This window comes from Novipirellula methanifontis, from assembly GCF_052161655.1.
GTDB lineage: Bacteria > Planctomycetota > Planctomycetia > Pirellulales > Pirellulaceae > Novipirellula.
Genome location: NZ_CP197418.1, coordinates 5,720,245 through 5,742,665 on the forward strand (window position 1 = coordinate 5,720,245; position 22,421 = coordinate 5,742,665).

Annotated in this window: 12 protein-coding genes; 6 read left to right on the top strand and 6 right to left on the bottom strand. The window is 54.3% G+C overall.

Annotation, left to right across the window (positions count from 1 at the left end; genetic code table 11):
* Positions 1-57 precede the first annotated feature (57 nt).
* The 5 genes from SH528x_RS20715 to SH528x_RS20735 form a co-directional block, all read right to left on the bottom strand.
* Entirely contained in the window at positions 58-1,185 is a 1,128-nt protein-coding gene (locus SH528x_RS20715) for an FAD-binding protein (RefSeq protein WP_442505357.1), read from the bottom strand.
* Positions 1,178-2,629 (bottom strand): FAD-binding oxidoreductase, encoded by a 1,452-nt coding sequence (locus SH528x_RS20720; RefSeq protein ID WP_442505358.1) that lies wholly within the window; start codon positions 2,627-2,629, stop codon positions 1,178-1,180. The genes SH528x_RS20715 and SH528x_RS20720 overlap by 8 nt, the downstream gene beginning before the upstream one ends.
* Positions 2,630-3,056: 427 nt before the next feature.
* Positions 3,057-3,980, bottom strand: coding sequence for an NAD(P)-dependent oxidoreductase (locus tag SH528x_RS20725; protein WP_442505359.1), 924 nt, complete (start codon positions 3,978-3,980; stop codon positions 3,057-3,059).
* Positions 3,981-4,085: 105 nt separating this feature from the next.
* A complete protein-coding gene (locus tag SH528x_RS20730; protein WP_442505360.1) occupies positions 4,086-4,700 on the bottom strand; it encodes a cytochrome c oxidase subunit 3 in 615 nt (204 codons plus the stop codon).
* 105 nt (positions 4,701-4,805) lie between these two features.
* A complete protein-coding gene (locus SH528x_RS20735) occupies positions 4,806-5,708 on the bottom strand; it encodes a hypothetical protein (protein WP_442505361.1) in 903 nt (300 codons plus the stop codon).
* 359 nt (positions 5,709-6,067) lie between these two features.
* Between SH528x_RS20735 and SH528x_RS20740 the strand changes: the two genes are divergently transcribed.
* The 6 genes from SH528x_RS20740 (at position 6,068) to SH528x_RS20765 (ending at position 20,051) form a co-directional block, all read left to right on the top strand.
* Complete coding sequence (locus SH528x_RS20740) at positions 6,068-9,505, top strand: beta strand repeat-containing protein (protein ID WP_442505362.1); 3,438 nt, start codon at positions 6,068-6,070, stop codon at positions 9,503-9,505.
* Positions 9,506-9,512: 7 nt separating this feature from the next.
* The gene (locus SH528x_RS20745; RefSeq protein WP_442505363.1) at positions 9,513-15,350 is read left to right on the top strand and encodes a protein kinase domain-containing protein; all 5,838 of its coding nucleotides are present in this window, start codon (positions 9,513-9,515) and stop codon (positions 15,348-15,350) included.
* A 238-nt stretch (positions 15,351-15,588) separates the two neighbouring features.
* Positions 15,589-16,002, top strand: a complete 414-nt coding sequence (locus SH528x_RS20750) for a hypothetical protein (RefSeq protein WP_442505364.1) — start codon at positions 15,589-15,591, stop codon at positions 16,000-16,002.
* Between the two features lie 204 nt (positions 16,003-16,206).
* Complete coding sequence (locus tag SH528x_RS20755) at positions 16,207-17,328, top strand: YcxB family protein (RefSeq protein WP_442505365.1); 1,122 nt, start codon at positions 16,207-16,209, stop codon at positions 17,326-17,328.
* Between the two features lie 998 nt (positions 17,329-18,326).
* Positions 18,327-19,553 carry a DUF1559 family PulG-like putative transporter gene (locus tag SH528x_RS20760; RefSeq protein WP_442505366.1) on the top strand — a complete coding sequence of 409 codons (1,227 nt, stop codon included), beginning with the start codon at positions 18,327-18,329 and terminating at the stop codon, positions 19,551-19,553.
* Between the two features lie 309 nt (positions 19,554-19,862).
* Positions 19,863-20,051, top strand: a complete 189-nt coding sequence (locus tag SH528x_RS20765) for a hypothetical protein (protein ID WP_442505367.1) — start codon at positions 19,863-19,865, stop codon at positions 20,049-20,051.
* A gap of 290 nt (positions 20,052-20,341) precedes the next feature.
* Here SH528x_RS20765 and SH528x_RS20770 read toward each other — a convergent pair whose 3' ends face one another.
* Positions 20,342-22,204 (bottom strand): tetratricopeptide repeat protein, encoded by a 1,863-nt coding sequence (locus SH528x_RS20770; protein ID WP_442505368.1) that lies wholly within the window; start codon positions 22,202-22,204, stop codon positions 20,342-20,344.
* Positions 22,205-22,421: the final 217 nt, after the last annotated feature.

Genomic DNA, 22,421 nt, shown 5'->3' on the forward strand with positions numbered 1-22,421 from the left:
TGGTTCGGAATTGAGCGTGGATCGTCAGTGAAAACCAACGATGCCCCAAGAGGGATGTTAGGAGGAAACGGAGTCGCGTGCCTGCGATGGAAAAGTACGCTTGAATCGACCGCTGGGATCAAACGCCTGCTGGACCGCCACCTCGATGTCCGACGTGGTTTGCCGGTTCAGAAAGACGTGATTCGAATTCCCGCGTACACACAAGCCGCGATGATTCTGCTGCACAAGTACACTTTCGAGCGTGTGCAGCGAATCCGGTTGTTCCAATGCCGCCCAAACGACCGATCCACATCCGCTGACGTGCAACGAAGCGGGGACTGCGGCGGCGATGGCATCACACAAGCCAGTAAATTGGCGAGTCGTGGTGGGGATCTTTACGACGTGGGCAGCACTGGCGAACCAGTCGAGCTCGGTGATCGAACTCCAAAATGAATCTGCAGCTTCGCCATCCACGTGATTCAGTTCCGCAAACTGCGTCTGAATTTCGGCGGCGATTTCGCGGTTGGCATCCTGGGGTCCGCGTTGGCGAAAATACAGTGTTGATGTAGCGTGATGATAATCAATCGCGTCAAGTTCCCAGCGACTCACAGCCGCCTTCGCCATCGACTGCGATGCAAGCTCCGCCGATTCACACCGCAGACTCAGCGTCGCCGAATCGACTGGCTTGGGAAACACTTTGAAAGTCACTTCGACCATCGCGCCGAACTCGCCGCAGCTTCCCACCAAGAATTTCGGGATATCAAAGCCTGCTGCGTTTTTGACAACTTTTCCGCCAACGTTCACAATCGTGCCATCGCCCAAAATCAGTTTGGCACCGAGAAAGAAATCGCGGATCGATCCGTAACGAAACCGCCCTGGCCCCGATAATCCGGAAGCAATCGTGCCGCCAAGTGTCGCGCCGGCACGCACCAACATTGGGTCGAAAGGCAAGTATTGCCCGCGCTCGCTCAGCACCGCTTGGACGTCCTCGATTTTCGTTCCCGCGTAAGCGGTGAACGTGAACTCCGACGGTTCGTACTGAACCACCCCCGACAATCCACGCACACTGATGGTGTCGTACGGATCGTCTGACATACAAAGCGGCGGTTTGGTTTCGTTACCAACGATGACGGCATGCTCGCATGCGAGCACCGCATCGCGAACTTCGTCGATCGTGGTGGGCTGCAAGGTCGCATTATTACTCACGCGAAATCACTCCTTGCTTTTCCAGTGGATGCAATCCGGACATTGACAGTGACGGCGCGTCGGCACCGGGGAACATCTTTCCTCGGTTAGCGATCTCCAACGGATCAAATGCACGACGGATGCGATGAAACAACTCGACCGTTGCCGGATCAAACATGTCGGGCAAAAATTCGCGTTTCTCCATCCCGATGCCATGTTCGCCGGTGATCGAACCGCCCATCTCGATACAGACTTTGATGATTCGGCTACAGACCTCTTCGGCTCGATCGAACTCGCCTTCGACATTTCCATCGTACAGAATCATCGGATGCAGGTTTCCGTCACCGGCATGAAACACATTGGCGACACGAATACCGACATCACGCGAGATCTCTTGGATACGAACGAGTGCTTCGCCAAGCCGATTGCGGGGGACGACACCGTCTTGGACAAGGAAGTCGGGACTGATGTGACCAACTGCGGAAAACACACACTTGCGGCCTTTCCAAATCGATAACCGCTCGGCCAACGTCATGGCCACGTGTTGAGCAAACGGATCGGTGCGAGCGATGACTTCGCTCAATTGCCGCGTCTCGTATTCCACTCGTTCGCGAGGTCCTTCGAGTTCAACGATCAGCACCGCCGCACAGCCTTTGGGATAGCCACATTTGACTGCCGCTTCGGCTGCCTCGATCGACAGTGCATCCATGATCTCCATCGCACCGGGCAACAGTCCCGACTCAATCACAGCTGAAACCGCGTCACCCGCGGCCTGCAACGATCGGTAACCGACTAGCACGGTGTGGAATTTCTCGGGCTTCGGTAACAGCCGCAGAGTGATCTCGGTGGCGATCCCGAACAAACCTTCGCTGCCGGTAAACAAACCGGGAAAATCGGCGCCGATCGCATCGGTGCTGGCCGAACCAAACTCGACACATTGGCCGTTGCCGAGCACCGTCTTCATGCCCACCACATGATTGGACGTCATGCCATATTTCAAACAGTGGGCACCGCCGGAGTTGAACGCCACATTGCCGCCGATCGTACAGACCGTTTGGCTGGAGGGATCCGGGGCAAAATAGAGCCCGTGTTTTGAGGCCGCCTCGGTGACTTTGATATTCACCACTCCAGGCTCAACGACCGCGATTCGATTGACCGGATCAAGATGCAGAATTTTGTTCAGTCGGTTCAGGGCGATCACGATGCCGTTGGCCACTGGCAATGAGCCACCGGAAAGACTCGTCCCGCTGCCGCGAGCGACAAAGGGAATCGCTTCGTTGTGACACCAGCGAACGGCTTGAATGACCTCGTCGCTCGACTCGGGAATCACGACCGCAAGTGGTTTTTGGTGAAACGCGGTCAATCCATCCGATTCAAACGCAGCGTTAAAGGCAGCGTCTTGACGCACCCGGTTGGGTGGCAAAAGCTGGGTTAGACGTGCGAGAGCTTGCTGCGTGGAATTCATAACCGCATTGTAGCAAACAGGAGAGACGAGCGAGGGGGTGGGCAGTCCGCAAGGGGCAACGAAACCGCAGCGGGCAGGAAAACGAGAGCAAGCAAAAGGCGAGCGTCAAGTTTCGGTCTATAGATTACCAGAAAGCGAACGTGAGTGGAGGGGTTTGAACGCCGAGTGCTTAAGCAGGTACGTAGAAGTCTTTCGTATTTTTTGGCTGTTTTGACGTTCCCCTGGACTGTTGTTTTAGCGAGCCGCTCGCGTGTGAGCGGCCGGGTCCCGCGTATTACCCGGTGCCTTACGGCCCACGGCTCACCACCGCCCGAACCATGACTGACGGTCCTCACTGGTAGCGGAATTCGTCACTACTATCGTGAATCACGGCACAGGTCGAAACTCTTGACGAGTTCCGCTACGTCATAAATTATTCCAATGGTCCCTAACGGTCGTTCCAATCGATGCCGGACATATCGGCCAATGCCAGCGTGAGGGCATGGGTACCACAACGACCGTAGCCCTTGGCTTTGACGGACTGATAGAGTTGCTCGCCCAACGCGAGTCCTGGCATCGAAAGCCCCATGCGGCGACTTTCGCTGAGCACGATCCCCATATCTTTGATGAAATGCTCCACAAAGAAACCAGGATCAAAGTTGTTCTCGATGATCCGCGGTCCGAGATTGCTGAGTGACCAGCTTCCGGCTGCTCCCGAGCTAATCGATTTCATGACCGTTTCAAGGTTCAATCCGGCGCGATGGGCATAGATCAACGCTTCGCACACACCGATCATTCCGGTCGCGATCAGGGTTTGATTCACCATCTTGGTGTGCTGTCCCGCGCCTGCGGGTCCTTGGTGCACGATCGTTTTGCCCATCGCTTCAAAACAGGGTTGCATGGCGGCAACCACATCATCGTCGCCTCCGATCATGATTGACAATGCGGCATTGCGGGCCCCGAGATCGCCACCGGAAACGGGAGCATCAAGCGAATGCACCTGTTGCTGTTTCGCCAGATTGTGAATCTCCACCGCTAGCGATGGCTCGCTGGTGGTCATGTCGACGACGATGTTGCCCGCTGTACATCCCGCCAACACTCCGTCGTTTTTGCACAAATAGACTTGGCGGACGTCATGCGGAAAACCAACGATCGTGAACACCACGTCCGATTGTTCGGCAACAGCGCGAGGCGAATCGGCCCAAGTGGCTCCGCGATCAAGCAGGGGCTGGGCCTTGGATTGGCTGCGATTGTAAACGGTCGTCGCGAACCCCTTTTCAATCAAATGACCACACATGCTCGCGCCCATCACGCCTGTGCCAACCCAGCCGACGCGTGTTTCTTTGGGAGTAATTTTCATGACGTTGGACATGGTCGGAGGCCTTTTGAGGTAGGGGGCGGACGAGGTGGATACAGGCGATAGGGAAACCGCCATACGATCAACGATTGCCCTTGATTAATGAAGACTCTACTGTTTTTAGGCCGACCATTTGAACCCGCCGGTCGTGGTCCAGAATACGACGAGCATGAATAACCAAACAAGATCGAGGAAGTGCCAATACAGCGCCGCAAAATCGACGGGCCAATGGCGTTCGTGATCATAGCGGCCTTGCAGCAATCGCACCGATACGATCCCCAGTGCGATAATTCCGCCCGCAACATGCAACGCATGCAGAAAAGCCAACACAATCACCATGCCCACGAGACCCTTGCCATTGCCCTCTTGGACGGCCGGCCCCGAAAGCATCGTATACATCGACAGGATTTGGAACCCCGTAAATACAATGGCTAGCACGGCACTGAGCCCAATCAAAGCCGCCGTCGATTCTCGACGTTCGCGGCGTATCATCCGGGTGGCAAAATGTACTAAGACGCTAATTCCTAGCAAACACAATGTGCTGACCAGAAAGGTCATCGGAATCGGTAACGCCGACAACGGGTCACCGCGACGCGAATAGGCGTAGAAGCCGTAAAGTAAAATGCTGGCAAGAAAAAATACGCACAACGAACCAAGAAACAACCATCCGCCCTGTTGGAAGCGTCGGTCGGTTGGCAAGCGGTCGATAGAGGGTTGTGTCGCGCGGGTCGGCATCAGAAATCTTGCGGTGGGAATTTCACGATAGTGTAATCCAGTCACCGAAAAATTATTAGGGGCGCCACACCGTGACAACCGGGCGTTTGCACTGCGAACGAAAGCCTACTGTAGCAGCAGGACAAACCCCGCCACGGCGGCGGCTTGCAATGCGACACCCCGGGGTTCAAGCGGAAACGGATTGATTCGCTTCGGCATCACTTCACAAGATTGGCAGTCGCCGGGTGAGCTGACGCATTGTCCTGCTGGCGTCGCGGCCAAATGATAGGGCAGCGTTTTGACGTTGTACAAGAATTCCATACCTGAAACCGCATTTTGCAAACAGCCGTAATGATTTCCACATCGTTCTAAGTTCGGCTGCTCGAAATACAGCGGTTGATGCGAAAATCCGGCAGTGTAGCGGTCGGGCTGGGGGACGATCGATCCGGTGGCCATGATGACCATCGAGGACAATTCGCGATGTTTGGCTGCTTGATTCACAGGGACTCGTCCGCTGGGAGCAGGGCCCTGGACATCGATTCCCGCGATCGGTTTCATCAGCATTTCCAATTCGCTTTTGCGGAGTTTGGCAGCGGCGACGTTTTTGTCATCGACCGGTTCTTCGTTGTTGCCTCCGCTGCCGAGCAAATCGTCCGTTTCGTCCTGCGTGCGAGTCGCCAAAGTAAATCCGTCACCGAATGATGGCACAAATGTCGAGTCGGAATCGTCGTGGGAGTGATTTTGTTGCGTTGGATGCTGGCTCCAAAACTCATCCTGCATATCAGAAGCTGGCTGTACGACCCCCGCAAAGAGTGCGATTGAGGGCGCGAGCTGGATCAATTCCTTCTCAGCGGCGGTTTCTGCGTGTGAGGTATCTGCAGCGGGACCTTGGCTGACCTCGCTCGTCCAGCTCGGAGCTTGGGCGGAAAGCGTCGAGATGAGGCCAAAACAGGCAATTCCGACCGCCACGCACCCCATTGGGGCGGCGGACCAGCGAGTTTGAGCGTGAATTTTGGTGTGTGTTACCATCAATCGCGGCTTACAGAGGGGAACGGCTGGCTCGGGAACGACGTCTTATCATTGATCGGACCCTGACAATCCGGATGCCCAGCAGGACCGCAAACCGCGTCACTTTCGCTAAAACCGCCAAATCTAGCCTATTTTAACAACGCAGCGGCGGGGGCAATCTGTAACTGATATTCGATTCTTGAGCCTGTTTTGTTTCGAATCAAATACCGGGTCGACTATGATGGAGCCACGCCATCATGGCCGCCGTTTCGTCGTCCGTTTGCCGTCAGCAGAACGCCGCATGGTGGGTTGGAAAGCGTGCCAGTCCGAGTCGTTATTTCGTACGTTATGTGTCCTTACTGTTCGAACCCTTGATCCGTATGAATTTCGATCGCCGTATTTCCGCTGCGACTTGGCATGCGATCGATCGTTTGCGTCGAATGACGCGGCGAGTGCGTTCTGGCAGCGAGCGCTTGGATGCCGGCAGCGCAAACCCGATGCCGATTCGCCAATCCCGCGGCTATCGTCCATCGCTCCGTCCATTGGAGCCTCGTCTCGTCCTGAATGCGACTGCCGAGTTGAGCGATCTTGGCCAATTGCTGATCACGGGAACCTCGGCGGCAGACACCGTTCAATTGCAAGTGACTGCGGATGGATCGCTGCAACTTCGCGACGAAGTCAACCAAATCATTCCGATTTCCAATCACCCTGGCAATCCAACAGATCCCCTGGCCGCGGGTGCAGTCACGGCCGGCCAGATTATCGTCAGTCTCGGCGGCGGCGACGATGTGTTCGTTGCACAATTGCCGTCCAGTCTCAGCGTTACCGTGGTCGATGGTGACGGAAGCGACACAACCCAATTAATTCTGACCGACCGTGGTCCGATCGGGACGGCGACCCACAATATCGATTCCGAATCGATCACGCTGAATCAAGATGCCCCCACGATCTCGTTATCGGACGACCAGTTGGTCTTAAATGGGAACGTGTTGATCGGGACCGTCAATTCCGATTCGGTGATTGACGTTGGCAGCGGTCGACTCGATGTCGATGGACGCGTGATTCTGTTGGGCTCGGTCGACGTTGTTGGCAACGGGGGCAGTGTCGATCTGAGTAACGCGATCACCACCTCGGCATCGGACAACGTTGATCTTCGCTTTGATCTTGGAACACAGCCCAGCACCACGTTCTTGTTCGGTGACACCGACGCCAGCGGTGGGCGGCTGATACGGAACCTGGAATTCGTTGACGCATCATCGGGAACGCTTCGCGAAAGTTCGATCGCAATCTCGGGTGACCTGAATGTTAGCAATCAATCGAGCGCCATTGAGATTGGCGAAGTCGTTGCCGCCCGTAACATTGATCTGCAAACCAGCAGCGATGTCTCGTTAGGACTAAACGCAGCGACGTTAGAAAGTCTTTCGATTAAGGCAACAGGTGACGTCACTGTCAGCGGTACCGCGGCAATTGAGAACTCGTTTGTGATTAACGCGGGCGGTGGTAATGTTCGACTCGATTCGCTCAGTCTCACAATCCCGTTCGCTGGTGACGTCGTTACGATTGACAATGCGAACGATGTGACGCTTGGCGACATCGATGGCTCGCAATCTCGCTTGTCGATCGGCCAGAACGGTGATGTCCGCGGCGACGTCACGCAAGCAGGTGGTACACGCTTGGTGTTAAACCAAGTTCGTGTCGCTACCGATGGTTTGATTAGCCTCAATTCACCCGGCAACGACTTTGACGTCATCGAATCCATTAACTCCGATCGCGACATCACGATTGTCGAGACCGATAACGTTTTGATCGTAGGTGACGTTCGCTCGTTCGGCGGAAATATTGATATCCAAAATACGGCAGCCGACTTCGGGGTCGTCTTCAGTGGCGTGGTTGCCTCGTCCGGCGGCAACATCCGCGTGACCTCGGCCCAGCAGATTCAGATGCGAGATGCGTCGGTGATCGATGCCGGCGACGGAACGATCTCGCTGAGTGCCAATTCCGACATCACGATCGCGTCGCTTGTCACGACCACTGCGTCGGCAAACGCAGTGCGAATTGATTCTATCGCAGGGGCCATCATTGACGGTGGCGATTCGAATCTCGACATCGACGCTAATTTTGGACGCGTCACCCTGAACAGTGCATCAGGAATCGGTGCCGCAGACGCTCTCGATATTCGCGTGAGTGAAATCGCAGCTGTGGTGACCGCTAGCGGCAGCATCCAAATTGCCGAAGACGATTCAGTTCGTTTGCTCGATTTACAAACGTTCGATGGCGAGATCATTGTGACCGCTGCGGACTCGATCGAAATACCGGACGAACGCGGCGAAGACGACAACGGCGAGTTTCAGGTCGATGCGAAAGTCATCGCGGGCGGGACCAACGGACGCATCCGACTGGACGCTGGCAATGATCCGGGCGATCGGTTACTGATTGGCAATGGCGTTGCCTTGTTCGCTTCGCAATCGACCCTCGGCGCGGTTCAATTGGACGCCAACTCGGTGGAACTTGGCACGCAAATTGAGATCCGCACAGGCGACAACGTCGGCGTCGCACGCGTTTTCTCACCTCGCCCCGTGATGCCGCCTCTGGTTCTGACCCCGGATCCCAACGCCCCGGTTGGCGGCCCAGCAACCGAATTTCCCGATCCCAGCGACGCTGCGTTTTATGATACGTCATCGGTCTTTACGAACCGCTTGACGCAAGCATTGGGGAACGGCGGGGCTGGTTTTTTGACGGTGGGTTTAGGTCAATCGGGTGAACAGGGACTAACCTTGAATCTCGATTGGGGCGGCGATTTCGAGCGTTATCAGCAAGTTGACTTGCTGGCCGGCGGTGAGTTGCATTCGATTGAGCATGCTTACACCGAAGAGGACATACTTGAGTCACGTCTGAATGGACGGACCTCAGCCACCGCTCCCTTGGAAGTGCGTTTCTCGGTCCGCCACCACGAATCGATCATTGTGACCGGGAACTCAATCACGCAAGGTTCCGCAGAGGCCGAGCAAGTCGAAAGCGGCGTCATCTCGGCAACCGATAATGACAATCCGCTGCGTCCCGATCTAAACCAAGCAATTCAACAAAACTCCGTTGCCGACAATGCGAGTTTGTTGCATGTCAATGGTCAAGCTCAATTCATCATTCCTTCGCTTACGATCCCGGTCTCATTTTTTCCGGTTCGTAATGTGATCCCAGAGCCTGAGACATTCGAGATTTTCGTTCGAGTGGAAAGTACGGTCGAACTGACTAGCACGAATGTGTTGACCAGTGAAGCGTCGCGAGGGTCAGCTGTGGTCCGTGATGAATATTTCCAGATCCGCGTGATCTCACCCGACCCTGATGGCGAAGATTTAGCACCGCCAAAGCGATTGCAAGATACGATCCTGGAAGGAGACAATTTGAAACGCTTGTTTGCCAAATTGCCTGATGGTCGGTATGTGATCGAATATGTGTTGGGGGACGGCAACGAACGAACGATTATCCAGGCCGACGTGCGTAATGGAGAAGCGATTGATCTGGGCGATGAACTCGACGGCGGCTATTTGAAACTAAAAATGTTGGATTTGATGCCAGAGGATACTGCGACTCCTGAGCAAACGGAATCAACTCAGGGCGACGCTGAGAACGAACTTGATCAACAGGCTCCGGCAAACGGGGATGACGTGTCGGCATCGGATCATCGAATGGACGCCCGACCAGAGGATCAAGACACTGTGGTCAAGAACCCTGTGCGGCCAACCTCGGGCCTCGCTAATGCGGCGGATGACCGACTGTCCAAAGTCGCTCGATTCGCCCGCCTCGCTCGATCGCAATCATAGATACATTATGGCTAAGCAACCTTCATCACCGAATCCGGATTCTGGGGACGATACTCGGCCGGATCCCACGCGGCAAACGGATCGCGATCCGTCACAAGGTAACAAAGCGGGGAAAAAATACGCGACTCGCGACGAGCCTACCCAGCTCGATTCCTCGGTCGACGAAACCATCAACATTGACGACGTTGCCGCGTCCAACGCCGATCCACTTAAGTCGCTCACTGACACCGATGCGAATGTTAACTTAGACGCGACGATCATGGTTCCCAGCGACTCCGAAAAACCGGCTGACAAGATCGCCGCGGCAGATTTGTCGAAAACGCTTCCGAACATTGACCCTACTGCAATCACCGAGCAGATTGAGCAAACCCTCGACATGGAAGAGGCGGAACCCTCGTCCGCCGCAAACCAAAAGACACAATCTGATGGACTGGATCGAACACTGTCCGCTGCGGACTTAGAACGAACACTTGCGTTTGACGATGGCGTCAAACAGGGCGGCGGCACGCAGTCAAAACCCGACTCGCCCGCTGTGCCGCAACCTCCCAATCACACGGTTGCAATTGGATCGATTCCTCACCCCAGCAGCAAGGACAATGCGAAGGACGAGGACAGTGCCAATGACAAGGAAGACGATTCTGTAGCGACTCCAGCTCAGTCGATCATGACGAGTCGCGAGGTCGGAGCGACGATCAATCCGCGAGAGTTGTCCGACGAAGACGCGGTGATGTGGGAATCGCTGGCCAAATCGGCGACTCATCGAAACGAACCGAGTCAGTTGGCTCCGGCGATCGAACGATCGCTTCGTGAAACCAACTTGCGGATCGTGCCTCGCAATGTCACCAAAGGATCAGACACGGGGTCAAACGTATCCGACTATCAACTGGTACGTCTGCTCGGCAAGGGTGGCATGGGGAATGTCTACGTTGCCAAACAAGAGTCGCTCGACCGGATGATCGCCGTCAAAATCATTCGCCCCTTGGACCGTGAAAAACGCGAGAAACTGGAATCCTCGGGCCGGTTGGCGGATGTCGAACAAAACCGCCGCCAACAATTCCTCTCCGAAGCGGTCGTCACTGGGGACCTGGACCATCCCAATATTGTCCCGATCCACGACATCGCGGTGATGGGACAAGACACTCTTTTCTATGCCATGAAACGGGTGGTTGGCACGCCGTGGAACAAGGTGATTGCCCAAACCTCTCGCGATGAGAATCTCGAGATTCTGCTGAAGGTTGCCGACGCGGTTGGCTTTGCTCACACGCGAGGCGTGGTGCATCGCGACATCAAGCCAGAGAACATCATGTTGGGCGACTTTGGTGTCGTGATGGTGATGGATTGGGGATTGGCGCTACCGACCGAAGCGTTCGAGAAACACGAATCGGTCTTTCCCGTGACCGGACTCGGGGGAACCCCGGCGTTTATGGCGCCGGAAATGGCAACCGGACCGATCTCGCGAGTGACCGTCCGCAGCGATGTCTATTTGCTTGGCGCAACGCTGTTCATGATCATCACGGGCGAAGCGCCCCATCATGGGAGCAATGTGCGGGAATGTTTAAAGGCGGTGGCCAACAACACGATTCGCGACGTTACGCCCGAACATCAGGGCGAATTGATGAATATCGCGTTGAAGGCGATGGCAACCAAGCCGTCGCAGCGGTATCCCGACGTGCCTTCGTTCCAAAAAGCGATTCGCGACTATCGCAGTAATGCCGAAAGTATCGCGTTAACGACGCAGGCTAAGGCGGATTTCGAAAACGGCATGAAGTCGGAACTGTATGCTGATTTTTCTCGGGCCATCTACGGGTACGAGGAAGCACTAACGCTGTGGAGCGGCAACCAACGTGCGATCGACGGTCTCGGCCAAGCAAGACTTTGCTGCGCCGAAATTGCCTTGAAGAACCAAGACTACGACACAGGACTGCAGGTTCTCGATCCGGATAACGCCGAACATGTTCCGCTGATCGAGCAACTGAAACATGGACTTGCCCAGCGTGCTCAGCGACTTCGCCGCTTTCGTCTGCTTCGCTTATTCGCAATCGCGATGCTGGTGTTCATCTTGATCGGCGGCACGGTTGCAACGTTGATAATCAACCAAAAGCGTCAAATTGCCGAGGATGCAACGGCAATCGCGATGAAACAAACAAAGATAGCTTTTGACAATCAAGAAATAGCTGAACGTCAGACCAAGTTAGCAAAGAAAAACGAAACTTTGGCGTTAGAAAACGAAAGGAAAGCAATTGCGGCTAACTTAGCTACCGAGAAAGCACTGACCGCAGAAACCGAGGCCAAAAATGCTGCGAAAGTGGCAGAACAGGCGGCCCTTGATAGTGAAAAAGAAGCATTCGCAGCACGCGACGATGCTCGCAAACAACAACGGATCGCCGAGTACGAAGGCTACATTTCCAGTATCGGTTTGGCAAAAGCACGTATCGATCGCAACAACTTTAGCAAAGCTCACGAAACACTCAAAAGCATCGCGGACCAGCAGCACCAACGACTAGACGCAATCGAAACAGACGACAACGCCAAACACACTTACCGTCCGCTGGCGTGGGAATACCGTTGGTTGATGCGTCAACTCGGTGAATCCGATTCGACGCTCGACACAAAGTCACCGGTCGTCGACCTAGCAACCGCTCGCGATGGACGTTCCGCCGTTGCCGTGTTGGCTGACGGTACGGTCGAGCGAATGCTGCTGAGTACAAGCGGCTCGATCAGCTCACACGTTTCCAAGCGAATGGACGGTTCCAATGCGGTCGCCGCAGCGGTCTCCGAGGACGGATCTCAAATTGCGTTGGGAACCGCATCCGGAGAAATTGAGCTCTGGGACGCGACACTTGAAAAGGTGTCCGCCACACTGGCCGGACATACGCGTGCGGTGTCGGATCTAAAGTTCGCTGGCGATACGCTCCTGGTGTCAGCGTCCCAGGATCGAACCGCCAGGGTTTGGGATTTGGGCAAACAAACCCAAGTAGCTGATTGTTGGCATATCGCACCCGTGCTGCAGTTGGACGTTGTCGAGCAGACGCCCGCCAAAGCGTGGTTGATTGCGACCGCCGCAGCAGACGCCTCCGCAGGCAGGATCGTCTTATGGCAACTGTCGAGAACCGAGGGCGGGTGGAATGCGGAACGACGCGGCGATTTTGATGCCCATGATCGGCCCGTTTCCTCGATCGCGTTATCACGGAATGGTGAACTCGCCGCTTCCGGCGATGACCGCGGCCATGTGTTGATTTGGCGTCCTTCGACAATCAAACCGGTCGACTATAGCGCTGCGATCTCATCGGCGATCGAATCGGTTGCCCAAACCGATACTGAAACCGCCAACCCTAGCGAATCGAAAACAAGCTCGCCGGTCAACTCGATCTCCTTAGACGATCCTGCGTTAGGCCAACGCAATCTCGCGAATCCGACGGGCTCGAACAGCGAATCCTCACCATCGCTTGTCAAACACATGGCTCATGAAGATGCAGTGCGAGCGATCGAATTTTCCGCCGACGGTCAAACCATTCTTACCGCAGCGGACGACTACACGATTAAACTGTGGAAAACGCAGTCACGCCAACTCGATACCTCGCTGCGTGGGCATGGCGGTTGGGTTACGTCCGCATCCTTTCTAGGCGATCACGCGGCCCATGTGCTGTCCGCATCCATGGATCGTTCCGTACGTTCGTGGAACCCGAGTACTTACGTTGGGGCGGCTGCAATGACGCAGTTGGCCTCGGTCGAAACGTCGCCCGAGGATGCAACCAACGTCGCCCCACGGCTGTCACTACGGCAAGCTCATAAAGATGAAATCTTGTCCGCACGCTTCAGCCCCGATGGCCAGCAATTAGTCACATCGAGTCGGGACCGCACCGCAAAGGTCATGCGGATCGATGCCGACACCTTGGCTTTGGAAGAAATTGGTAGCGTGGTCACCGAGGATCGCGATAAAGAGGGGGGCACGCTTCGCGAGGGAACCACGTCCATTGTGATGTCGATGGCGTTGGATCCGACGCGACGACGTTTGTACGTCGGCGGTGCGGATGCAATCCTACGCATTTGGGATCTCGATCTCGGCACCGAGCTAGGCGAGTTGTTTGGTACGGGACTGAATCAATCGTTTGCGTTGTCCAAGACGGGTCGCTATTTGCTGACCGGCTCGAGCTCGCCCGAACAAAAGGCACGGCTGTTTCGCGTCAACCCGTCGGGACGTCCCATGCCGATGCAGCTGTTTCCACTCGGAGAACACGAAGAAGCCATCACGGCATATGCGATCTCCGATGATGAAACTCGCTTATTCACCGGAGATCGCGCCGGCCGTGGTTTTCTGTGGAACATGCGAACCGGTAAAACCATTGGCGGCCCCATCGACACGCTGTTAGGCAATCGCATCAACGCAGCTTGTTTTATGCCCAATGGCAAACAGATTCTTGTCGCTGCGGATGACGAACTGCTTTCGTTGATCGACCTTCGTTCAAAAAAGCGAACAGCCAAAATGAAACACGATGGATACGTCACCTCCGTTTCACTGTCACCCGAAGCAAAGTTCGCACTGACGGTGTGTGAATTGTCCACCAACGACCAATTGCGTACGTCGGTTCATCTCTGGGATTTGCAGACTCGGAAGGGACGCGAATTGCAGCGAAGCACGCAACGACGTAGGGCAAAAGACAGCTCCGAGGGAACGAACGTCGCAGCAAATATAACCGACGGCGACCGGCGTATTGCGTCTGCAGAGTTTTCCGAAGAAGGACATTCCGCGATCGTGGCGATCGTTTCGGGGGCCCATCAAGCAACTCGCGTCGACAGCTGGACGATGGGTGCCGGACTTCAGTCGGCAAAGAAGACATCTTCGATGGAACTGCCGTCCGAATTAGGGGCTACCGCCAACGTCAAACCGATCAACGACGGACAGTTTGTCAGTCTAAACGGCGATGGAGCGTTTTTGTGGGACAAGGCAAAAGGAACTCATTTACGCAGCTTCCGCGCCAATGCCGCAGTCGTGCAATCCAGTTTCTCGAGCGATGGGAAATATATTGTCACTGGAAGTCGCTCAATCAAAATCTGGGATTCGGCCACACTCGATCCGCTCGGGAAACTCGAAGTCGCTCACGATGGCCCCGTTCGTTCCGTCGAATTTGCACAGCAATCGCTCGGCGGCGAGCCCGACTACCGGTTGGTGTCGGGCGGCGATGATGGCAAAGTCCGTCTTTGGCATTGGAACCCGACATCGAAACGTGTCACGGCGGCGGGCGAATTTGATTTTGGATCTCCGGTGCGTTCGGTCCAATTATCGTTCGATGGGATGTCTGTGTTGGCTTGTGGCTCTGCGGGCACAGCAAAGCTTTGGCGGATTGATTCACCCGCGAGTCCGATTGTGTTTCAGCAGCCCAGTGCCGGTGGTTTGGTTTGCATCACTTCGTCACGTGACGGCAAGTGGATCGCGGTCGGCAGCACGGAGTCAGTCGGCTACCTTTGGCAAGTTCCTGAACAAGGTGAACCTGTGGGCGATCCCATTGAATTGCGAGGTCATTCCCAGCAAGTTGATGACATCGCGATTCTGCAAGACGCGTCACAACAAATGCGAGTCTTTACCGCCAGCGACGATCAAACCGCTCGCGTTTGGGACCCGCGGATTGAACAAATTACGGAAAAATCGAGTGAATCAGATCCCGAATCGCAGGACGCATTCCAAGCCCGCGAAGTACTGCTGCTAGAACAACACACCTCTAGCGTCACAGCGGTGGATGTGACCGCCAGCGGCGAGCTGCTGCTAACCGCAAGCCGCGATGGCACCGTCATTCTGTGGCCCGCCGATATCACGTCGGAGCAAGATTCGCAGCAAAACTCGCGGTAATAATCGCGGTAATAATCGCGGTAGCGAAACTCGCCAAGAGTTTCGGAAGCTGTTTTCGCTCGCCACCTGCTCGCAAGTATGCAAGAATGGAATGATCAGCCGTCACTTGAGATGGCTCGTAGCAGAAGTCGTCAAGACTTTCGTGAATCGCCGAACAGGTCGACGCTCTCACGCGAGTTCCGCTACGTCAATAGTGGTTCCAAAGGTCCTCAGCGTCATCCTTACCCACTCCAACGCCATGTTCAATCCAATGCGAGTCTTAATCGTCGCAGGCGTCACCTTAATTACCGCGATCTTTGTCGGGTTCGGTGGAATGGCGTTATTCAAGTCACCTGCCTGGATGGCTCATGTCTATTTTGGGATCGGATCTGGTTTGGGCTTATGGTTGGGCGTATTGCTGTTGCGGCTGATCGCTCCGAAACGCAAAGCCCCCACGACACACCGCATCGCTGCTCCTGCGGCCGCAACGATTCCCTTTCATCGTCGCTTATCGCACTTTATGACCATCGTGCATACGGCAGATCAAGACGGCGAACGGTCGCCGATGCCGATTTGGTCATTGCGACAAGTTCACCGCAGGACGCCGCCAAAGTCGAGTGGTTTTATCCGCCAAATCTTAATTCGAATTCATACGATCCTGTCACGCCAGTAGTCGAAATCCCCACGCCCCACCCAACGCCGCGAGCGCTTTTCATGCTGCAAATTTCGGCATTTGCGTTTCGTAGCTACGCTCGCCAGAGCGTGGATTGTTGGCGTTCAATGTGAATCACCACCTTCCGTTGAAGGTAGCTACCAGAAAATCGTTCACGGCCTTACGCCTCACCTTACGCTTGGTCACGCTCGAAAAATTCAGCGAATGAAGACAACGACCAATCCCTACTGTCCCGCGACCGTGCTCACCGGCGAGAACGTTACCTCAGACGACTCGATCCAAGTTTCGGGCGAAGTCTTTCTCAAAGACATTGCATTGTTGATGCCCACGCCGCTTGTATTGCACGTGGTTCGCCTCGCTTTTGTGGTGATCGTGGCTCCGCTTTGGGTGCTCGGCATAGCGTTGATGATTAAAGATGGGATCATATTAGAAACCACGGTCTATTCTGGTTTTGTAACGCTGCTATCGGCTCTAGGATTAGTCGCAAACTGGCTTGTTTCACGTTCTCGCCGAGCTCACCGACTTGTCAAAACATCGCGGGGATTGTTGGGACCAATCGAAGGAGTACTCGACGCACAAGGATTTACATTTTTGAACTCGGGCGATGGGAAACGACATCGCGTTTCGTGGAGATGCTTTCCGGTTGTCGCGGTGAATCGCCATGGAATTCGGCTCGACTGGAATCTGCAGAATGGCAACTTCATTGCGATACCAGCACGCTGTATCGAAGCCTTTCCTGCTTTACGCGTTCGCTCAATGATCGAAGCATTTCGAGCAGCAGATGAAACCGAAGCGAGTTATCGCATCGCAGCAGATTGGAACGATGCACCGCCAGACGCCATTCGATTTGAGCTAACAACTCGACAACGTCCCGCGCAACCGCCGACGAAACTGGCGATTTACTATTTGGTCATTGTCGCGATGCTGGTAACAGGCGCGATCGCGTTCTGGCTCTTCGTAATCGAACGAACCTATCTCGCCAGTGCTGTCGGAATCGGTTGCCTATTTCTTATCTCGGCTTACACGTCCATGCGGCAAACAATCGTACCCGCCATCCCCGAATTACAGTGGAACCAGTGGGGCTGGCTTACCGAAGATGCATGCTTCAGCGAAGCACCAGGTTCTCGACGTTCGGTGCCTTGGTCCGAGGTCGACCAGATCGTGCGTGATGACGAAACGCTCACAATCGTGATGCCCGACAATTCAACCTTCGCAATCCCGAGAACAGGTTTTCTTGACGGTGGCTGGGCTGACCTGGACACGAAACTTCAATCACTCAGTCAAAGACATCAAGTGACTGTAAAAAAAACGCAGCCCGAAGATTGAAAAATTGCGTTCACAACACCTCGAAGGTCGTCGAGATTGCCTCTCTACCAAATTGGAGACTGCTGATTTAGTTAGCCGCTTTGGCCAACGCTGTGAAGCATTTAGAGTCGGCAAATTACAGCATATGCGTTTTGTAGCTACGCTCGCCAGAGCGTGGATGGGTGCCGCGCAACTACGAATCACCACCTTCTGGCGAAGGTAGCTACGACAAAATGCTTCACAGCGTTCCGCTTTGGCGCAAGCCACGGTTTCGTTGCCATCCAACCGTGGCTTGCGCCAAACCGCCTAACATAAGAGCGGTGTTTTCGTACTAAATCAGCAGTCTCACTTCGTTGGTGGAGAGGTAACTGCAGTATCGGACGGAAGAAAAAGTCCCCCCAGTATCCGATGGCAACAGCAACGAATCCATTAGTGCGGCGTAAACCCCGCGGTTCCTATTCTGTTTCTGCCCCCATCTAAAAACGGCGGTAACCCGCAACGCCAGCAAATAGTCAAGTCTGAACAAGGGCAAGCAAGTAGTTCGTCACCCCCCGTAAGCTGTTTCCTGCTAACGACTTAAAGCACGCTAATCGTGCGAAACAATGGCGTTTCACCTTAACTGATAATTCATCAATATCCTTGCAATCGTTTCTATCAGACAAGTTTTTAGGGTTGACGGGTGGGGGTCACGCACAGAAGATGATACGTAGACTTTTGGTTGCTGGCTGCCCCCTTGCTGACTGCTAGCGGTATTGATGTTGACCATTGTTCACTACTTGTCGCCTTGTCTTAGGTGTTGAACTCCTTTCTTAAAACATTGGAGGACCCCAACAAAATCTTTTTCTCGTATGTTGCGGATGGGCTTTTGAAGTTCGACGGTACTTCTCGCTCATTTCTTATCAAAACATCTCCGTCAATCAATCATCCATTTTCAACTCATCTGTTTGAGAGCATGGGGCGTTTTCGTACCCAAATTCATGCTCTCTTACCTTTTCTCCCCGTTTGGAAGGTACTTTTTTATGAATCGACCTGATTCACGCCGACTTGGGTTCACTCTGGTGGAACTGCTAGTCGTCATCGCCATTATTGGTGTTCTCGTCGGGCTACTGCTGCCCGCCGTACAGGCTGCCCGCGAAGCGGCACGCCGCATGTCATGTAGTAACAATTTCAAGCAATTGGGATTGTCGATCCACAACTACCACTCTGCCTACAATCAATTGCCACGGACGATGTGTGGCACCGATCGCGGATCGGTGGCAAACGTGTCCTACAACTACAACCGGTTGTACGTCAGTGCGTTGGTAGGCGTATTGCCGTTTGTTGAACAGCAGGCAATGTGGGAAAGCATTTCCAACCCTAGCCAAGAAACGACTCCTGGTACCAGTATGCCGGGCGGAGTTGCCAACAACACTTGGCCGGCCATGGGGCCAGTGCCTTGGGCAAGTCAGTACAAGCCATGGGCGACCGAACTGCCAGCCTATCGTTGTCCAAGTGACCCGTCGGTATCGATTGGAACGGGCACTGGATTTACGAATTATGGCTTCTGCTTCGGCGATGGCGTCCAGTTCGTGAACAATGGCGGCTACAACGATTGGGGCAACATTGATAACGACAACAACAATGGCAACGGCAACAACCAGACTTGGGTTGCAACCCGTGCCCGAGCGGCAAATCGAGGAATGTTTTGGGCTCGTCATACCACAAGGTTCCGCGACGTCTTAGACGGTTTGTCGAACACCATCGCAATGGGTGAGATCGTCACATCGATGGGACAAAAAGAAATCATCGCGGACATTCGCAGTAACACGACGGGTGGCGGTGACAAAATCGTGCGAGAACCTGGCGTCTGCCTTCTTCCTGCACAAGGGATTGATCCCGAACGACCTCAGTTCTACACCGGTGGCACACCAACAGTGCCTCGCGGAACTCGCTGGGGTGATGGACGTGCTAACTATAGCGGTATGAACACGATTTTCGCACCAAACAAGCCGAGTTGTTCTGACGGCGGTGACAATACCCGTGGAATTTACTCGCCGGCAAGTCGTCACCAAGGTGGTTGCCACGTGTTGATGGGGGACGGTGCGGTGAAATTCATCACCGAAAGCATCGAAGCGGGTGACAGTACCCACGCCACCGTTGAACGCGACAGTGCGAACGGCGCACCGGCAGGCTCTAAGAGTCCGTTTGGTTTGTGGGGTGCATTAGGCACGCGAGCCTCGAAGGAAACCGAGTCGCTGGAGGACTAGTCTTCGGCGGCTGAAATTCGCAAGTAGTAAAGTTCGAAGGGCTAGGTTCCAACTGAGGGGACCTAGCCCTTTTTTCGTGTTCCAACACTCTGCCTGTTAAAGCGATCTGATTAAAGCAATGGTTCCGCACAGGTGAATCAATCCGAGCGGTATAATAATGATGTAAACACACCAAACAACCTGGAAAAACCGTGCGTCGAGAGTCGCATTTTAGGTTGTCAACAGCCCCCATTTATTGACAATGGTATCATAATGCTGAATGTTATAATTCAGTTCAGAACTCTTCCCCACTTATCGTAGAGCACAACAATGAAAAACCTATTTTTGACAACCTTGTTTGTTTCCCTCGGCTGTCTCGTAATGACCGGTTGTGGTGAAAGCAAACCCGGCGTTGTTGAGCAACCAAACATGACTCCGGAGGAAATCGAAGCCCAGCAGGAAGCGTACATGAAGGAAATGGATGAGGATGCCGCATCGACGGGTGAAGAGTCCTCCTAATCGTCTTCTAGCCCTGCTCAGGCGACGTGACCATGGAGACGGATAAGACGGCATTATCCGTCGTTCAAAATTGCACTCAATGCATTTGATTGTCGTTGCTTAGTTTTTGACTGTCGTCGCTGAATCGACCACGATTCAGCGGGGGCGGCCAACGCTGTGAAGCATTTTTTCCTATAGGGTTTGTGCTAATTCAGCGTAGTGGAAGTCGTCAAGACTTTTGTTCTATGGTGAATGCCCCCGAAACTCATGACGAGTTCCGCTAAGAAATGCTTCGCAGCATTGGGGGGCGGTTATTGTTCCCGCGGTGCGAACTCGCTTAGACGCTTAAGTGCTCGCTTAGCACTGGCGTGTTGAGGTTCGATTGTCAGGATGTTCGTATAAAACACTCTCGCTTCCTCGAAGCGTCCGATTTGTTCGAGACATTCCGCTAGGTGAAAATTAGCGGTCAACAAATCGGGCTCTAACTGTACCGCTTTGACGAGGTGCTCAATCGCGAGTTGAATCTGACCGAGTTGCTTGTAGGCAAATCCGAGGTTGTAGTTCGTTTCGGCGATGTCGGGTTGCATCCGATCCGATTGCTCGAGCAATTTGATTGCCGAACGCAAATCCCCCTGTGCGCCTGCCGCCACGCCCACGTTCATTAACGACGAAGCGTTCAGATGATTCTCGGCATGAATCGGTAAATAGCTGATGATTGCGACAATGATTCCAGTCACCAGAGGCATCCACAAAGATCGCGACTGACGTTGGGCAACAGCTTTAAATAGCTGGGTAACTGCTACGGCAGCAAAAGGGATCAGCAGTGGAACAAGCGGAAATCGATAGCGACCGAGAATAAAGAAACCGACGATAGCGATCACCATTATCGCGATCAATGCGTATAGCAAAGCCAGTTCTTTCCAACGTTCGCGCGTCAACACGATCCCCATCGCTGCCAAGGGGGCGAGTAGGCCAAATTGCCAAAATGAAAGTAATTTGAGCACCACCGAATACTGTTGGTGAATAAACAGGCTTTCGACATCAGGCACCTCGAAGTGATTGACAACCATCGCCGTCTTTTGAAACAACAGTGAGATCCAAGAACGAGGGGCTTGGCGAATCTCGCTCCAGGACTTCCCGAACCAGAATCGTGAAACCTCGCGGGCGCTCAAGTCACGCCCCATTTCTCGTTCGGCCAATCGATGGGCGTCACTTCGTTCATAAACGGGGGTTTCGTGGCCAGGGACGAGCGGTTCATAAATCCCCGAAGCATGCATATTGTTGCCGATATAGAAGTTCGGACCGGCTTGAAAGGTAGTCGGAGACCACTCGCCGCCTAGTGAACCGTTGCGGGCAGCGACCGGCAGTAGCACCAATACAAGTCCGAGCACCATTGTGCCGGCCAAAGCGAATCGGTGGTGGCGTGAAAGAGATGATGGAAGCCAAATCAACCAAATCGGAAACAGCGGAATCCACAGTAACGCATTTTCGCGAGTCAAAACGAGCAGCCCCAATAACAGCCCGGCAACTAGGCAGAACGCCAATACGGGCGTTTTGCGAGGCTCCGGCGTGACACCGGTCTCAGACGCATCTTCGGCCCTGCTGAACAAACGAGCTTGAATGGAGAGACTCGCCCATAGCAATCCGCACAACAACAATGACGCCAACGAGGTTTTTTGGACGATGCCGTCGTAGTAGATCGCCGGGGCATAGGCCGCCATCATCAATCCCGCGACCACGGCGGCCCGCAAGCCAAACACTTTCTTTGTTGCTGCAGCTAACAAAACGCAGGCAAGTGCCCCGAATAAGGCTTGCGTGATCCGGATGCCTGGCACAGCAACGCCACCGAATTTCATCAAAACCGCTAAGACATACGGATACAGCGGTGCTTGATAGAATGTTGTATCTCCGTACCACGATCCCGATGCGATTTTCTCGGCCCAGGCATAGTAGGTTGCAGCGTCACCGAGCAATTGCTGCGTCGACGCAATCGATGCGGTTTCAGCCAAACAGGTCAAACGCAGTATTAGCGCGAGTATGCCAATCGCAGCCATCAGTACCCCACTCGGCATCCCTAATAAGACGGAGTCCGATTGTTGAGGCGGAGTCGTCGGATTTTCACTGCGATGCGATGCGGTACTCGATGAGTTCCGCCGCTTTCGTCGATGCGACATTCAGGACTCGAGATGAGGTAGCGGTAAATGGGGAACGCTGTGAAGCATTTCGTAGCGGAACTCGTCAAGAGTTTCGGGGGCGTATGACATGGATCGAAAGTCTTGACGACTTCCGCTACGCTAAAAATGCACGAAACCTTCGAGGAAAAAATGTTTCACAACGGTGGGTAAAGGGGCAGGAAAGCAGGCCAGCGTGACAAGCGGTGATTACGATTGT

Bases quoted from the DNA above. Each gene is read 5' to 3' on its own strand.
- SH528x_RS20765 (WP_442505367.1), top strand. From the start codon at position 19,863: ATGAAAAACCTATTTTTGACAACCTTGTTTGTTTCCCTCGGCTGTCTC.
- SH528x_RS20735 (WP_442505361.1), bottom strand. From the start codon at position 5,708: ATGGTAACACACACCAAAATTCACGCTCAAACTCGCTGGTCCGCCGCC.
- SH528x_RS20760 (WP_442505366.1), top strand. From the start codon at position 18,327: ATGAATCGACCTGATTCACGCCGACTTGGGTTCACTCTGGTGGAACTG.
- SH528x_RS20770 (WP_442505368.1), bottom strand. From the start codon at position 22,204: ATGTCGCATCGACGAAAGCGGCGGAACTCATCGAGTACCGCATCGCAT.
- SH528x_RS20740 (WP_442505362.1), top strand. From the start codon at position 6,068: ATGAATTTCGATCGCCGTATTTCCGCTGCGACTTGGCATGCGATCGAT.
- SH528x_RS20755 (WP_442505365.1), top strand. From the start codon at position 16,207: ATGAAGACAACGACCAATCCCTACTGTCCCGCGACCGTGCTCACCGGC.
- SH528x_RS20720 (WP_442505358.1), bottom strand. From the start codon at position 2,629: ATGAATTCCACGCAGCAAGCTCTCGCACGTCTAACCCAGCTTTTGCCA.
- SH528x_RS20745 (WP_442505363.1), top strand. From the start codon at position 9,513: ATGGCTAAGCAACCTTCATCACCGAATCCGGATTCTGGGGACGATACT.
- SH528x_RS20750 (WP_442505364.1), top strand. From the start codon at position 15,589: ATGTTCAATCCAATGCGAGTCTTAATCGTCGCAGGCGTCACCTTAATT.
- SH528x_RS20730 (WP_442505360.1), bottom strand. From the start codon at position 4,700: ATGCCGACCCGCGCGACACAACCCTCTATCGACCGCTTGCCAACCGAC.
- SH528x_RS20725 (WP_442505359.1), bottom strand. From the start codon at position 3,980: ATGTCCAACGTCATGAAAATTACTCCCAAAGAAACACGCGTCGGCTGG.